Below are 14034 nucleotides of genomic sequence, written 5' to 3'. Positions count from 1 at the left end.
TGTCCTGTGTTCGAGAAGGGGTCAGACGCCGTCGCCAGCGGCCGCGCGAACCTGTTGCCATGCCAGCGCGGTCAGCCGGGGCAGGGCGCGCGCGCGTTCCTGCGCTTGCGCGGAGGCGGCGGTGCCCCGGATTACGCGCCCCTTGATGCCGTGGAAGATTGCTGCGAGTCGGAACACGACAAAGGCGCGGTAGAAGGGATAGTCGGGCAGGCCGTCGAGCCCGCTGCGCCGGCAATAGGCCGCGACATAGTCCTGCTCGCTCGGGATGCCGGTTCCGGCAAGGTTGTGGCCGCCCAGCCCCGCGACGATGTCGGGCGGCATGTGGTACATCATCGCGTGATAGGCGAAATCGGCACCCGGATGCCCCAGCGTCGACAATTCCCAGTCGAGTACCGCTAGCACGCGCGGTTCGCTGGGGTGAAAGATCATGTTGTCGATGCGGAAGTCGCCATGGGTCAGCGCGACGCGTCCGTCATCGTCGGGGATGTTTTTCTGCAGCCAGTCGATCACCCGGTCCATGTCGGCGTCGCGTCCGGCGTCGATATCCTCGGCATATTGCTGCGACCAGCGGCGCACCTGCCGTTCGAAATAATTGCCGGGTCGTCCAAAATCGGTCAGCCCGGCGGCATCGATGTCGACCATGTGCAACTGTGCGAGCGTCTGGTTCATCGCGTCGAACAGCGCGGCACGCTCGTCCGCGGCGACGCCGGGGATGGTTGCGTCCCAGAAAATGCGTCCCTCGACCAAGGACATGACGTAGAAGGGCGATCCAATCACCGCCGGGTCGGCGCACAAGCCATGCACCTGCGGCACGGGGACCCCGGTTCCGGCCAACGCCTGCAAGACCTGCGCCTCACGCTCGATCGCATGTGCGCCCTTCAAGATCGGGCCGGGCGGCTTGCGGCGCAGGACATATCGGCCGTTGCCGGTTGTGATGCGATAGGTCGGGTTGGACTGCCCGCCGCGGAACTGCTCGACCACGATCGGCCCGGCAAAATCCGAGACATGGGCCGACATCCACCGGCCGAGCGCATCCTCGTCGATCGCGAAGCCGGCGCGGACCGCGGTCACGCCCACATTGTCATCCGCGCTCATGGATGGTTCCTGGACAGGCGTTCGCGTTTGATTTTCTTGGCGAGCGACCATTTGTGCACCTCGGTCGGCCCGTCGTAGATGCGGAAGGCGCGCACCTCGCGATAGACCTGCTCCACGACCGTATCGCCCGACACGCCGGTCCCGCCCATCACCTGCACGCATTTGTCGGCGATGCGGCTGACCGCTTCCGACACCGCGACCTTCGCCATCGAGCTTTCGGTGGTGCCGAGCGAGCCGCTGTCGAGCACGCCCGCACACCAGTCGATCATCAGCGCGGACTGTTGCAGGTCGATGCGGTTCTCCGCCAGCATGAAGCCGACGCCCTCATGGTCGATCAGCAGCGTGCCGAAGGCGCGGCGGCGGCAGGCGTACTCGGTCGCGATCTCCTGGGCGCGGATCGCCGCGCCGAGCCAGCGCATGCAGTGCGACAGGCGCGCGGGGCTGAGGCGGACCTGTGCAAGCCGGAATCCGTCGCCGACCTCGCCCAGCATTTGCGATGCCGGCACGCGCAGACCATCGATGGCGATGAGCGAATGGCCGCCGGGCATCGAGCTGTCGATCGTGTCGAGCACGCGCTCGATGCGGATCGCCGGATCGGGCAGGTCGACGAGGAACAGGCAGGCCTGGCCCGCCCCCTCTTCGGGGGTCCGCGCCATGACGATGCCGACGCGCGCGCCCAGCGCACCGGTGATGAAGGTCTTGTGCCCGTCGATCACCCAATCGTCGCCGTCGCGCACGCAGCGCGTCTGCATCATCGAAGGATCGGACCCGGCGCCGCCCTCAACCGCCGGCTCGGTCATGAAGAAGGCGGAGCGCGCGCTGCCGTCCACCAACGGGGCGAGGAAGCGGCGTTTCTGCTCGTCATTGGCGACATGCCCGAGCAGGAACATGTTGCCCTCGTCCGGTGCCATCGTGTTGACCGCGACCGGACCGAGCGGGGACAATCCTGACGCGATCAGCACCACCGCCGTCTCGCGCTGCGACAAATGCGTGCCGTCGGCGAGGATGTGCGGGGTGAGCACGCCGGCCTCGCGCGCGCGCGCACGCAGCTCAGCGACCAGTTCGGCGGGGGGGCCATGGCCGTGAACCTCAAACCGCACGTCCTGTTCGAACGGGATCACGATATCGCGCACGAACGCCTCGACACGGTCGGCGATCGCGGTGGCGCGGTCGGAAACGAAAGGGATCATGCGGGCGATACCTCGAAATGGGCTTCGGTCGCATCGCGCACCCGGTCGAGCGTCACGCCGGGCGCGCGTTCGATCAGGCGGAAGGGCGACGCGCGGTCCGGCCGTTCGAACACGGCCAGGTTGGTGATGACCATGTCCACGACATTAGTACCGGTCAGCGGCAGCGTGCAGGCGCGGCGAAACTTGGGGCTGCCCGCCTTGTCGAGATGGTCCATCAGCACGATGATTCGCCGCACGCCTGCGACCAGATCCATCGCTCCACCGGGGCCTTTCACCATCTTGCCCGGCACCATCCAGTTGGCAAGATCGCCATTCTCCGCGACCTCCATCGCGCCCAGCACCGACAGCTGGATATGGCCGCCGCGGATCATCCCGAAGCTGTCGGCGGACGAGACATAGCTGGTCCGGTCGAGTTCGGTGACCGTTTGCTTGCCGGCATTGATGATGTCCGGGTCCACCTCGGCTTCAGTCGGAAACGCACCCAAGCCCAGGATGCCGTTTTCGGATTGCAGCGTGATGTCGATGTCGGGGGCGACGTGGTTGGCGACCAGCGTCGGAATGCCGATCCCCAGGTTGACGTAATAGCCGTCGCGCAGCTCTTGCGCGGCGCGGGCGGCCATTTGATCGCGTGTCCAGCTCATGCCGCGTGCGCGCTCCTTGTGGTGCGTTGCTCGATCCGCTTTTCGTTGCAGGTGGCGCGGATCAATCGCTGGACGAATACGCCGGGGGTGTGGACGTGGTCGGGGTCGATTGCGCCGGGATCGACCAGCTGCTCGACTTCGGCGATCGTCACGCGGCCGCAGGTTGCGGCCATCGGATTGAAGTTGCGCGCCGATTTTCGATAGACGAGATTGCCGTACGGATCGGCCTTCCACGCCTTGACGATCGCCAGGTCGGCGACGATTCCGCGTTCCATTACATAGAGATCCCCATCGAAGTCGGCAGTCGGCTTGCCGATCGCGATCTGCGTGCCGACGCCGGTGCGGGTGAAGAAGGCGGGGATGCCCGCGCCGCCCGCGCGCATGCGTTCGGCAAGAGTGCCCTGGGGCGAAAACTCGATCTCCAGGTCGCCAGCGAGATACTGACGCTCGAACTCCCTGTTTTCGCCGACATAAGACGAGATCATCTTGCGAACCTGGCGCGTGCGCAGCAGCCGGCCGAGGCCGAAATCATCGACGCCTGCATTGTTGGACACGATGGTCAGATCACGCACGCCGCTGCGCACGAGGGCGTCGATCAGCGTTTCGGGAATGCCGCACAGCCCGAACCCGCCCGCCACGATCGTCATGCCGTCGCGCACCATGCCGTCGAGCGCCGCGCCAGCGCTGTCATAAACCTTCTGGACCATCACGTTATCCTATAGCGAGCCGACGAGATGCCCGCCGTCGACGGTCACGACCGATCCGGTCATGTGGGCCGATGCATCCGACACGAGTAGCAGCAGCGGGCCGTCGAGGTCGGTCAGCCGGCCGAGCCGCCGCTGCGGGATGCGCTTCACCAAGGCCGCGCCCGCCGGGCTGTCGAAGAAAGCGCTGTTGAGCTCGGTCTCAAAATAGCCCGGCGCGATCGCGTTCACTCGAATTCCGTAGCGCGCCAGTTCGAGCGCGAGTTGCCGGGTCATCTGGATCACGCCGGCCTTCGACACGGCATAAGGGGTGACGTGGCCGCCCTGGCGCACCCCCAGGATCGAGGCGATGTTGACGATCGCGCCGGGGGTGCCCGCATCGCGCATCCGCCGCGCCGCCTCGATGGCGACGTGTATCGCGCCTTTCAGATTGGTATCGAGGATCGCGTCAACGTCCGCCTCGCTTTGGTCGAGCACCGGCTTGCTGTTGGTGATGCCGGCATTGTTGATCAGGACGTCGATCGCGCCCGCCCCATCGAGGGCGGCGCGGATCGAGGCGGCGTCGGTCACGTCCAGCCGCATCGCTTGCGCCTGCCCGCCGCACGCTGCGATGTCGGCCACGAGACTGTCGAGCGCGTCGACCCGGCGGGCCGCAGCGATGATGGTCGCGCCGTGTCCCGCCAGCATCGTCGCGAAATGCCGGCCGAACCCGCTGGAGGCGCCGGTGACGAGGATGCGCCGGCCGGAGACGTCGAACGGGTTCATGCCGCCGACTGCCCGAGCGCGTCATCGACGGACGGCAGGTCGCGTGCGGCGGTACGCATGATCTTGCCCGACACGGTCTTTTGCAGCGCCGTCACGAAAAGGATGTCGCGTGGGATCTTGTAGGCCGCGAGATGCGTGCGGCAGTGCTGGCGTACCTCCTCCGCCGACAGATCGGCCGAGCGGGCGACGATTACCGCGCGAATCGTTTCGCCGCGATAGGGATCGGGAACGCCGACCACGGCGACCTCCCTTACCTCTGGGTGCATGTAGAGCACATCTTCCACTTCGCGCGGCCACACCTTGAACCCCGCAGCGACGATCATGTCCTTTTTGCGATCGACCAGGTAGAACCAGCCACGCTCGTCCATGAAGCCGACGTCGCCGGTCAGCAGCCCGCCGTCCACGAACGTCTCTGCGGTGGCGTCGGGCTTGTTCCAATAGGCGATCATGTTGGTGGGCGTGTCGATGACGATTTCGCCGATCGCGCCAGGGGGCAGCGGCCGGCGGTCCTCGTCGGCGATCCAGGCGTGGACGCCGGGCAGAGGCAGGCCGATCGCCAGCGCCCCGCTATTGGGGTCGATCGGCGTCTCGTCGCGCAATCCGGTGGGGGCGATGATGACCGCGCCGCCCGTTTCGGTCATGCCATAGCCGTTCTGAGCGACGACGCCGAAATGCGCCTTGATCCGGGTGATGATCGTAGGCGGGACGGGTGCCCCGCCTATTGCAAGCGACCGGAAGCTGTGGAACAGGTCGGCGTCCTGGTTCGCCTCGATCAGCGCGATATAGGCGGTTGGTGCCGCGGCGGTGAACGCCGGCTTCGTGTCGCGAATGGCGGCGAGGATCGCGTTCGGTTCGAACCGATAGGTCAGCACCATCGTGCCCGCCAGGTAGAAGCTGGTCATCATCGTGCTCATCAGCCCGATCATGTGGAACAGCGGTGCGAGCGCGAGGATGGTGTCTCCAGGATACAGTTCATAGGCCCGCGCGGCATAGGCCGATCCGCGGCCGACCGCGGCGTGCGAGATGACGGCTGCTTTCGGCACGCCTGTCGTCCCTGACGTATAGACGAGGAAGGCGGGATCGCCTGGCTGCGTGCGGGTGACGCTATCCAGCGTCGGCGGGCGGGCGGTGACTGACGCGATCGGCGTGGCGCCCGCATCATCCTTGAACCCATGATCGTCTACCGCGGGCGTCGGTACTGCTGCGAAGGCGGGCGCATCGCTCGACGTAAGATAGATGATGGACGGCCGCAGATCGGCGGACACCACACGCAGCACGTCGTCATAGAGCGCCGGTTCCAGAAGGATGGCGGCAGGGCGCGCATCGGCCAGGATAATCGATAGCTCGCGCAGCCGGTACATCGGGTTTACCGGCACGAACACCCCGCCTGCCTTCCACGCCGCGAGCAATGCGATGGGATATTCGGGCACGTTCTGCATATAGGCCGCAAGGCGGTCGCCGGGGCGGAAGCCCCGCGCGACCAGATCGCTCGCCAGGCCGGAACTCATCCGGTCGAGGTCGCCGTAGCTGAGCGTTTCCGCCAGATAGCGCACCGCGACGCCGTCCTTGTTCTTCGCCAGCGCAGCGAAGAACAGGTCCAGGCCATGGCTGTGATCGTCGGGCAGCGTCCAATAGGCCGCGTCCACGGTGTTCAGCCAGGGTTGCATGCCGGTCATGAACGTTCCTTCCAGCAGGTCAGTATGTGAAGCCGAAGAGCAGGCCATAGGTCACTGGCCGGGCTGCATAGCGATTCATCGTGTCGCCAGTGCGCATGGCCGAGGTCCAGTAATAGGTATTGGTCAGGTTATTACTCCACGCGGTCAGCTTCCAGCGGTCGCCGGCATCGGCGATGCCGATGCGCGCATCGACGGTCGAATAGGCCTTGATGTCGACGTCCGGGTCACGGCCCAGGAATCCCGAGGTGCGGCTACGATAGGTGTAGTCGGCGCCGATGAAGGCCTTCAGCCGTGCGCTGACGCCCCATTCATACTGGGTACCGGCGTTGACCGACCAGGGCGGCGTGTACGGCAGCGTCTGGCCTGCGAAGTTTTCCGTCTGCGACAACAGGTTGATGCCAATGAATTCCTTCACCTCGGTCTTCAGATACGACACGGCGCCGTTCAGCGTCAGGCCGTTGACGGGGCGTGCCGTCGCCTCCAGCTCGAAGCCGCGTATGGTCGATCTGGGGATGTTGACCAGCCGGGACAGGTTGCCGACGACGGGATCGAGAATTCGGCCGCGCAGCTGCTTGTCGCGATAATCGTAATGGAACACCGCGCCGTTCAACCGGATGCGCCGATCGAACAGCGCCGTCTTGAAGCCCGCCTCGATCGCATCGACCCGCTCCTGCGTCGCCGCATCATAGCCGATCGCGAAGGCTGCGCCGAGCGTGGGGAAGGACCCCGCCTTATACCCGCGCGAGAAGCTGGCGTAGAGCAGCGAGCCTTCGACCGGCTTGAAATTGATCCCTGCGCGGAAGGCGACATTGTCCTCGCTCAGGCGGTTGCGGACGATGCCGGGCACGAAGGTTCCGGTGGACAGCGTGACGCACTGGCCCGGTGCGATCGCCGGCAGCGGCGCCAACCCGGCGCGGGCGCGGAAGACGCGAGACAGGATCGTGTAGAGCGCCGACGTGTCGCCCGCACCATTGTCGCACGACGCGCCGGCGAAATCGCGGGTGTCGCGGGTATAACGCACGCCCGCGACGATCGACAGCGAGCGCACGATGTCCAGTTCGCCATCGCCGAACACGGCCCAGGTCTTGATGTCCTGATCGCTGAACACACGCGCGATGTTGAACTTCGTACCCGCGGCATAGGAATTGGTCGCGCGGGTCAGGTCGTTGTCCTGCTGGTCGAACACCGTATCCTTGCGGTAATTGCCGCCGACGCTCCAATTCAGGCCGGGCTGTCGACCTGAAAGACGCAGTTCCTGATAGATCGACTTGATGTTGCCGTCGGTGGTGTATTCGTAATTGATCGGAACCATGCCGTCGCGATCGTTGAAGGCGTGGGTATCGTAATGCGAATAGGCGGTGATCGACGTCAGATCGACATTGCCGCCCATGTCATAGTTCGCCTTCAGGGAAAGCTGGTAGAAATTGTCGTCGCGCGCATAGTCGCGCAGCGGGTTCCAGTCGGCCGCGCGGGCATTGTCGGGCGTCAGCGGTGACGAGAAGACGTCGGGCAGCAGCGGGATGCTCGACGGCGTCTGTGCGCGGAAGGCAACCAGCTGGCTGGCCTGGGTGTCCGACCGATCGATCCACCCGTTCGCATTGAAATCCAGCGTCAGCCGGTCGGTCGGTGTCCAGTTGAGCAGGATGCGCCCCGATCCTTTGGCCGCCTGTCCCAAGCCTGCGTCGCGCGTGAAGCTTCTCTGCCAATCGCCGCCCAGCGTGCCGTTGACGGCGACGCGCGCCTTCACCGTGTTGGATAACGGGCCGCTGACGTACATTTCGCCGGTGCCGGTGTTGAACCGCCCGAAGCCGACCTGTCCCCCCATGGCGAAGGTGTCGGTCGGCGCGTTGGCGATATAGTTGATCGCCCCGCCCGTTGCATTCTGCCCGTACAGCGTGCCCTGCGGCCCCTTCAGCACCTCGATACGCTGCAGATCGAGCACCGCCCCTTGCGTCATCGCGCTATAGGGCAGCGGAACCTCGTCCACCGATATGGCCACGGTGGAGTTGGACGCGAGGCTGGAATCGTTGAAGCCGACGCCGCGAATAGAATAGACAGGCACGTTGAGGCCGGTGTCGGCGGCCGAGAAGCCGGGCACCGTCTTCTGCAGATCGGACGCGCTCACCACGCCCCGCTCCAACAGCATACTCCCGTCGAGCGACGAGACCGACATGCCAACCGTGCTGAGCGACTGGGCACGGCGGTTCGCGGTGACCACGATGTCGCCCGTGGCGACGTCTGCGGCCGGCGTGGCATCCTGGGGCGACGCAGACGTGGTCGTCGGGGCAGCGGTGGCTTGGTCGGGTGTCGCCGATGCGGCGGGCGGCGCGGTGTCCTGCGCATAAGCGGCGCTGGCCCCCATAGTCGCGAGCGCGGCAACGGTCGACATCAGGACATAACGTGCGCGAACGGTCCGAAAGACTTGCATGATAATCCCCTCCATATTTTTTTTGTTTTGCGGTCGGCGGGTGCCGGCCGGTCGTGTGTTGCCGCCCGACCGGCAGTCATTCTGGGCCGAGCCGAATGGTCGGGCCAGACGCTCAGAGCGTCCGGCTGATGATCTCCTTCATGATTTCGGTTGTGCCGCCGTAGATCCGCTCGACGCGGGCGTCGGCGTACAGCCGGGCGACAGGATATTCTGTCATGTAGCCATAGCCGCCGAAGATCTGAACGCAGCGATCGGCGACCTGCCCCAGCTTTTCGCTGGTCCAGTATTTGCCCATCGAGGCGAGTTCGGCATCGACGCTGCCCGAGATCATCTGGGTGATGATGTGATCCAGGAAAGTGCGTGCGGCCAGGACGTCGGTCTTGATGTCGGCGAGCTCGAAGCGCACGTGCTGCATCTCGGTCAGCGCCTTGCCGAATGCGCGCCGCTCCGCCGCATAGTCCCGCGCGAGGACATAGGCCTGTTCCATGTTGGCGACGCAGCCGACCGCCGCAATGACCCGTTCGTACGCGAGCTGCTCCATCATTTGGATGAAGCCCAGCCCTTCTTCCTTGCCGAGCAGCGCATCCGCCTGCACGAGGCAATTGTCGAAGAACAGCTCGCATGTGTCGGACGCATGAAGGCCGACCTTTTCCAGCCGCCGCCCGACGCTGAAGCCGGGCAGGCTGGTGTCGAGCAGCATCATCGAAATGCCGCGCGCACGCGCCTCCGGATTGGTCTTCGCCGCGACGACCAGCAGGTCGGCCTGTGATCCGTTGGTGATGAAGATCTTCGACCCGGACACGGCATATTGTCCGTCGGACAGCACCGCCCGCGTCTTCATGCCCTGCAGGTCCGATCCCCCACCCGGTTCGCTCATTGCCACGCCGGCCAGCTTCGACCCGTCGCACAGCCCCGGCAGCCACTGCCGCCGCTGCTCGTCCGATCCGTAATGCGCAAGGTAATGCGCGGCGATCACGTGGATGGCCACCGCGACGCGGAACGAATTGGCGCCGACCCGCGCCATTTCCTCTGCCGCAATCGCGCTAAATCCAAAATGCCCGCCGACGCCGCCTAGATCGGCCGGAATATCGGCGCCCAAAATGCCGATCTCGCCCGCCTGCCGCCAGACGTCGCGATCGACGAAGCCCTGCGCGTTGAAGCGACCCTCGTTCGGGGCCAGCGTGTCTTCGCAGAAGCTACGCACCGACTCGCGCCACTGATCAAGCTCTTCGTCAAGCCAAGGCGAACGATATATCCCCATCCCGCGTCTCTACCTTTTCCGTGCGGTCGTGCATTGCCGCTTGGATTGCCTTACGGCCGGATCGGCATTAAAAACCCCTCCTTTAGGCGGGATGGGAATCCATGGAGCTAGGACCCGGTTTACGCTCCGTTGCGGACCGCATGCTGCGCGACAGCGCACGCGTGCCGCTGGTGCTGCTGTTCGCGCCGGTCGCCTCTGGCAAGACGTGGGTGCTCGACGACATCGCCGCCCGTGCCGCAACGGTACGGCAAGTGCGGATGGTACGTGGGGGGGCGGCGCGGGCGGCGGAGATCGAGGCGCTCGTCGCGGACGATACATGGGGCGGGGCCTTGGGCGGGGCGGAGGGCGAGCCGGCGCTGATTGTGGTGCACGATGCCGATTTGCTGCCGCTGCCGGTGCTGGAGCGGATGCTGCTACGCGCCGAGCATGACGTGCTCGCCCGATCGCCGCGTCTGATCTTGTCGTGCAGCCGGATGCTGGACTCCCCGCTCAGCGGGCTGCGGATGCGCGGACGGATGGCCGAATATGGCATGGCCGATCTGAACCTCACTCATGTCGAGGCGGCAGCGATGCTGCGACTCGACATGGCGGAAATGATGTCGCCGGCTTTTCGTATGCTGATGCGGCGCTCGGAAGGCTGGATCGGCGCCTGGCAGCTGATCCGCAACGTGCTGCGCGATGGTCACGGGTTGGAGGCCGCAGCGCGCTGGATGCATGGCGATGCGCGCGAGTTTGTCAGCTATTTTGGCGAACAGGTGATGGCGCCGCTGCGTCCCGAGCTGCAGCGGTTCATCACATTGACCGCGCCGATATGGCCGCTCGACGATGCGCTGGTCGGGGCGATCCATGGGGATGCTGGACCGGCGACGCTGCAGGAGGCGATCCGCGCCTGCCCATTTCTGGGCACGCAAAAGCCCGGCGGCCCGCCACCACGACCCAACCCGCTGTTCGTCGAATATCTGATCGCGCGCGGGCGGCGTGATTGCCCCGCCGACCAGAGGGCGGCATTTTCCCGGGCGGGCGACGTCTTTCGCGACCGCACCGACTGGCCGAGGGCGGCGCAAAGCTACATCCTGGCGGGCGCGCCCGACCAGGCCGCGGACCTGCTCGACGCGAAGTCGGACGAGATCTTTGCACGCTTCGGCGACGTACTGCTGGTGCAGGACGATGGCGACAGCCTGTACAACGGGTTGGCCAACGTGCCGCAGAGCGGCCCCGCGCATGACCTGATCCGCGGGACCTTTTTGCGCGAACAGAGCGGCGCAAAGGGCATTCGCGCGGATCACGTGAAGTTCGAGGACTTCTTGGCCGATTTCGGCCGCGACGATCTGCGCGCGGTGCGCACCGGCGCGGATTACTGGCTGGAGGGCGACCATGGGTCGGCGCTGCAACGGGCGACCATCGCGAACGCGCTTGCTGCCTCGCATCTGGCCGATCTTCGGCTGGCCGACATGCAGCAGGCGCTGGAGCGGGCGACGAGCGCCAGCGTCGCGGCGCGTTCGCCCTTTCTAGGCGCGTGGAGCGCGATGTACTGGGTGTTCCTGCACCTCGAGCGCGGCAACCTGGATGCGGCGAAGCGGACGCTCCTGTCGACCCTGCAGGAGCCGGCGGTGCGCGGGCTGGTGCGCCATACCGTCAGCATCATGCTGGCGGCCTGCGAACGACTGCTCGGCCATACCGCCGCAGCGACCGAACTCGTCAGCGGCAGCATCGACCTGTCGTCGCGCCACGCGACATCGGACACGATGGTGCTCGGTTGGTCGACTGCGGGGCGATGCGTGCTGGGCATGGATGGACTCGACGGCGCGCTCGGCCTGCTTGACCGGGCCGCCCGGATCGCCGGCCGCCGGTCGGGCGATCGCAGCCGCTACATGCTGCGAGTGGCGGCGATCCAACTGACGCTGCAGGCCGGCGATCGCAGCCGGTTGCCGATGCTGCGGGACGAATTGGAGCAGATCCGCACCGTCAGCGGCAAGGTGCAGTTCGGCCGGCGCTTCGACGAGGATCTGCGCTTTACCAGTGCCCGGCTGTTACTGGCGCTGGGCAACCCGCGCGAGGCGCTTGCGATCGCGCAGCCGATCGTGCAACGCACGCAGATCGCAGGCCGCGCCCGCCGCTGGACGGAGGCGATGCTGATCCGCGTCGGTGCCGCCATCGCGGACGGCAATCGCGACGCGGCCTGCCGGCTGTTCTGGCAGTGCGAGGCGGGGATCGGAGGCGTGCAGCTGCACCAGCTGATCCGCGACGAGCGCGCAATGCTGCTGCCGATCGCCGAGATGCTGCACGAACAGGTGACGCGGCCGGGCTTTACCGCCGCGCAGGCCGGGCTGGTCACTGCGCTGATCAGCGGCGCCGCAGGGCCGTTGCCCGTCGCGCGCGGCCGAATGCCCGGATCGCCAGCTGCCATTCCGCCGATCGCCGGCCTGACGCGCAAGGAGCGCGACATCATGGCGCTGGTCGCCGGCGGGCTGTCCAATCACGAGATCGGCGGGCGGATGGGCGTGTCCGAGGTTACCGTGAAATGGCATCTGCGCAACGTCTTCCAGAAACTGGACGTCAAGTCGCGCACCGCCGCCATCGCGCGTATGGCGGGGGCGTAACCTGCGTCAGGCGGGTAGCGCGCGATCCAGGATTTCGGTTGCGAAGCTGGACAGCGGCACACGTCCATAGGTCGCGCCGCGGTTGGCCAAGCGCGCATGGCAGAAGGCGTCGGCGACCGCGTTCGGCGCGGTCTGCATCAGCAGGCTGGCCTGCAACACCAATGCCAGTCGTTCGACCATCAGCCGCGCGGTCCATTCCGCATCTTCCGAAGCGGCCCAGGCCACCGCATCGTCGAACACGTCATCCAGTTCGCTGTCGAGTGACCTGTTGCCGCCGCGCGCCTTGCAGCATTCGTCACGGAAGGCGTCGAAGGCGCTGCCGCCGGACCGGATCGCGCGCAGCACGTCGAGCGCGGCTATGTTGCCGGACCCTTCCCACACCGATCCGACGACGGAATCGCGCAACAGCCGCGGCATGCCGGACGCCTCGACATAGCCGTTGCCGCCCAGGCACTCGAGCGCTTCGGCCGCGTGCGGCGCCGCGCGCTTGGAAACCCAGTATTTCATCAGAGTTAGCGCGATGCGGCCGTATTGCGAGTCCGGCACGTCATAGCTTTGCGCGACCCGCATCCCCGCCGCGGTCGCCGCCTCCGATTCCAGCGCCAGATCGGTCAGCACGTTGGTCATCAGCGGCTGATCAACCAGCCGGCGACCGAACGTCGTGCGGTGGCGCGCGTAATGGATCGCGCGCAGCGTGCCGGTGCGAATCGATGCACAGTTTTCCAGCAGCACGTCGAGCCGGGTATAGGTGATCATTCGCATGATCGCGCCGACCCCGCGCCCTTCCTCGCCGACCCGTTGCGCTGCAACGCCGCGCAGCTGCACCTCGCCGACGCCGAGCCCGTGCCAGCCGAGCTTGTCCTTGAGCCGCTCCGTAAAAAAGCCGCCTTGGCGGGCATCAGCGAGGAAGCAGGTGAGGCCGCCAGGCGCTCGCGCGAGGACCAGGAACAGGTCGGCCCACGGACAGGTCACGAACCATTTGTCGCCATCGAGCACGTACGATCCGTCGGCTTGTGGCGTCGCGACGGTCGCGGTCTGGCGGATGTCCGATCCACCCTGCCTTTCGGTCATCGACGCGCCGGCGAATGCCAGCTTGCCGCGATCGGTGGTGGTCAGCGCCTCCAGCCATTGCCGCTGGATCGCCGGCTCGACCGATAAAGCGGGAACCATCGCGTAATTGGCCGACACCGGGCAGATCGTCGGCAGGCTGACCTCGCCCCACAGCAGGATCATCGCCGCGCGCGCCGCATGGGTATTGGAGAGGCCGTGCCGCACGGTCAGGCCGTGAAGATCGAAATCAAGCGTGCGGTCTACCAGCCAGTGCCACGACGGATCGCGCTCGATCTGGTTGATCCGTTCGCCGGCGGCATCATAGCGGTGCAAGACCGGCGGATGGCTGTCAGTGCGTACGGCATGGTGACGCGCCTCGCGGCTGCCGACGATCGCGCCGAGCGCGGCCATGCGATCCATCGCCCATCCCGCACCGGCACGTTCGACCGCCTCGCAGAGCGGCACGTTGAGCGTCAGCGCATTGTAATCGCCCGGGGGCGGGACCTGATTGTGCATCGATCATTCCTCTCCGTAGGTCAGCGGGTTAATTCGGTACGAAGAGGCTGATCCCCCGCCTTTAGGCGGGTTTGGTACGGGCGCGCCGCGCTATCGTCGCTGAAAAGG

At 66.2% G+C, this 14034-nt stretch carries 10 protein-coding genes; 1 reads left to right on the top strand and 9 read right to left on the bottom strand.

What is annotated here, in order from left to right; genetic code table 11:
* Positions 1-21: 21 nt before the first annotated feature.
* From GGR45_RS16050 to GGR45_RS16015, 8 genes are all read right to left on the bottom strand, one after another.
* A complete protein-coding gene (locus GGR45_RS16050) occupies positions 22-1095 on the bottom strand; it encodes a phosphotransferase (protein WP_175310602.1) in 1074 nt (357 codons plus the stop codon).
* The gene (locus GGR45_RS16045) at positions 1092-2285 is read right to left on the bottom strand and encodes an acyl-CoA dehydrogenase family protein (RefSeq protein ID WP_175310603.1); all 1194 of its coding nucleotides are present in this window, start codon (positions 2283-2285) and stop codon (positions 1092-1094) included. The genes GGR45_RS16050 and GGR45_RS16045 overlap by 4 nt, the downstream gene beginning before the upstream one ends.
* Positions 2282-2926 (bottom strand): 3-oxoacid CoA-transferase subunit B, encoded by a 645-nt coding sequence (locus GGR45_RS16040; RefSeq protein WP_175310604.1) that lies wholly within the window; start codon positions 2924-2926, stop codon positions 2282-2284. The genes GGR45_RS16045 and GGR45_RS16040 overlap by 4 nt, the downstream gene beginning before the upstream one ends.
* Entirely contained in the window at positions 2923-3633 is a 711-nt protein-coding gene (locus GGR45_RS16035; protein ID WP_175310605.1) for a CoA transferase subunit A, read from the bottom strand. Before GGR45_RS16035 ends, GGR45_RS16040 begins: the two co-directional genes overlap by 4 nt.
* Before the next feature lie 9 nt (positions 3634-3642).
* Positions 3643-4395, bottom strand: coding sequence for an SDR family NAD(P)-dependent oxidoreductase (locus GGR45_RS16030; protein ID WP_175310606.1), 753 nt, complete (start codon positions 4393-4395; stop codon positions 3643-3645).
* Positions 4392-6071 (bottom strand): class I adenylate-forming enzyme family protein, encoded by a 1680-nt coding sequence (locus GGR45_RS16025; protein ID WP_175310607.1) that lies wholly within the window; start codon positions 6069-6071, stop codon positions 4392-4394. The genes GGR45_RS16030 and GGR45_RS16025 overlap by 4 nt, the downstream gene beginning before the upstream one ends.
* A gap of 19 nt (positions 6072-6090) precedes the next feature.
* Positions 6091-8499 (bottom strand): TonB-dependent receptor, encoded by a 2409-nt coding sequence (locus GGR45_RS16020; protein WP_175310608.1) that lies wholly within the window; start codon positions 8497-8499, stop codon positions 6091-6093.
* Positions 8500-8611: 112 nt separating this feature from the next.
* Positions 8612-9760 carry an acyl-CoA dehydrogenase family protein gene (locus GGR45_RS16015; RefSeq protein ID WP_175310609.1) on the bottom strand — a complete coding sequence of 383 codons (1149 nt, stop codon included), beginning with the start codon at positions 9758-9760 and terminating at the stop codon, positions 8612-8614.
* A 140-nt stretch (positions 9761-9900) separates the two neighbouring features.
* Here GGR45_RS16015 and GGR45_RS16010 point away from each other — a divergent pair, with 140 nt between their 5' ends.
* Positions 9901-12360 (top strand): LuxR C-terminal-related transcriptional regulator, encoded by a 2460-nt coding sequence (locus tag GGR45_RS16010; protein WP_175310610.1) that lies wholly within the window; start codon positions 9901-9903, stop codon positions 12358-12360.
* A 6-nt stretch (positions 12361-12366) separates the two neighbouring features.
* Here the strand turns inward: GGR45_RS16010 and GGR45_RS16005 are convergent, their stop codons facing one another.
* The gene (locus GGR45_RS16005; RefSeq protein ID WP_175310611.1) at positions 12367-13926 is read right to left on the bottom strand and encodes an acyl-CoA dehydrogenase family protein; all 1560 of its coding nucleotides are present in this window, start codon (positions 13924-13926) and stop codon (positions 12367-12369) included.
* Positions 13927-14034: the final 108 nt, after the last annotated feature.

The sequence above is a fragment of the Sphingomonas zeae genome (assembly GCF_014197135.1).
GTDB classification, from domain to species: Bacteria; Pseudomonadota; Alphaproteobacteria; order Sphingomonadales; family Sphingomonadaceae; genus Sphingomonas; species Sphingomonas zeae.
Note: the sequence above shows the minus strand (reverse complement) of the source record. Positions and strands in the feature narration are given on the sequence as shown.

Coding starts and splice junctions, on each gene's coding strand:
- GGR45_RS16050 (WP_175310602.1), bottom strand. CDS start 1,095: ATGAGCGCGGATGACAATGTGGGCGTGACCGCGGTCCGCGCCGGCTTC.
- GGR45_RS16045 (WP_175310603.1), bottom strand. CDS start 2,285: ATGATCCCTTTCGTTTCCGACCGCGCCACCGCGATCGCCGACCGTGTC.
- GGR45_RS16040 (WP_175310604.1), bottom strand. CDS start 2,926: ATGAGCTGGACACGCGATCAAATGGCCGCCCGCGCCGCGCAAGAGCTG.
- GGR45_RS16015 (WP_175310609.1), bottom strand. CDS start 9,760: ATGGGGATATATCGTTCGCCTTGGCTTGACGAAGAGCTTGATCAGTGG.
- GGR45_RS16010 (WP_175310610.1), top strand. CDS start 9,901: ATGCTGCGCGACAGCGCACGCGTGCCGCTGGTGCTGCTGTTCGCGCCG.
- GGR45_RS16030 (WP_175310606.1), bottom strand. CDS start 4,395: ATGAACCCGTTCGACGTCTCCGGCCGGCGCATCCTCGTCACCGGCGCC.
- GGR45_RS16020 (WP_175310608.1), bottom strand. CDS start 8,499: ATGCAAGTCTTTCGGACCGTTCGCGCACGTTATGTCCTGATGTCGACC.
- GGR45_RS16005 (WP_175310611.1), bottom strand. CDS start 13,926: ATGCACAATCAGGTCCCGCCCCCGGGCGATTACAATGCGCTGACGCTC.
- GGR45_RS16025 (WP_175310607.1), bottom strand. CDS start 6,071: ATGACCGGCATGCAACCCTGGCTGAACACCGTGGACGCGGCCTATTGG.
- GGR45_RS16035 (WP_175310605.1), bottom strand. CDS start 3,633: ATGGTCCAGAAGGTTTATGACAGCGCTGGCGCGGCGCTCGACGGCATG.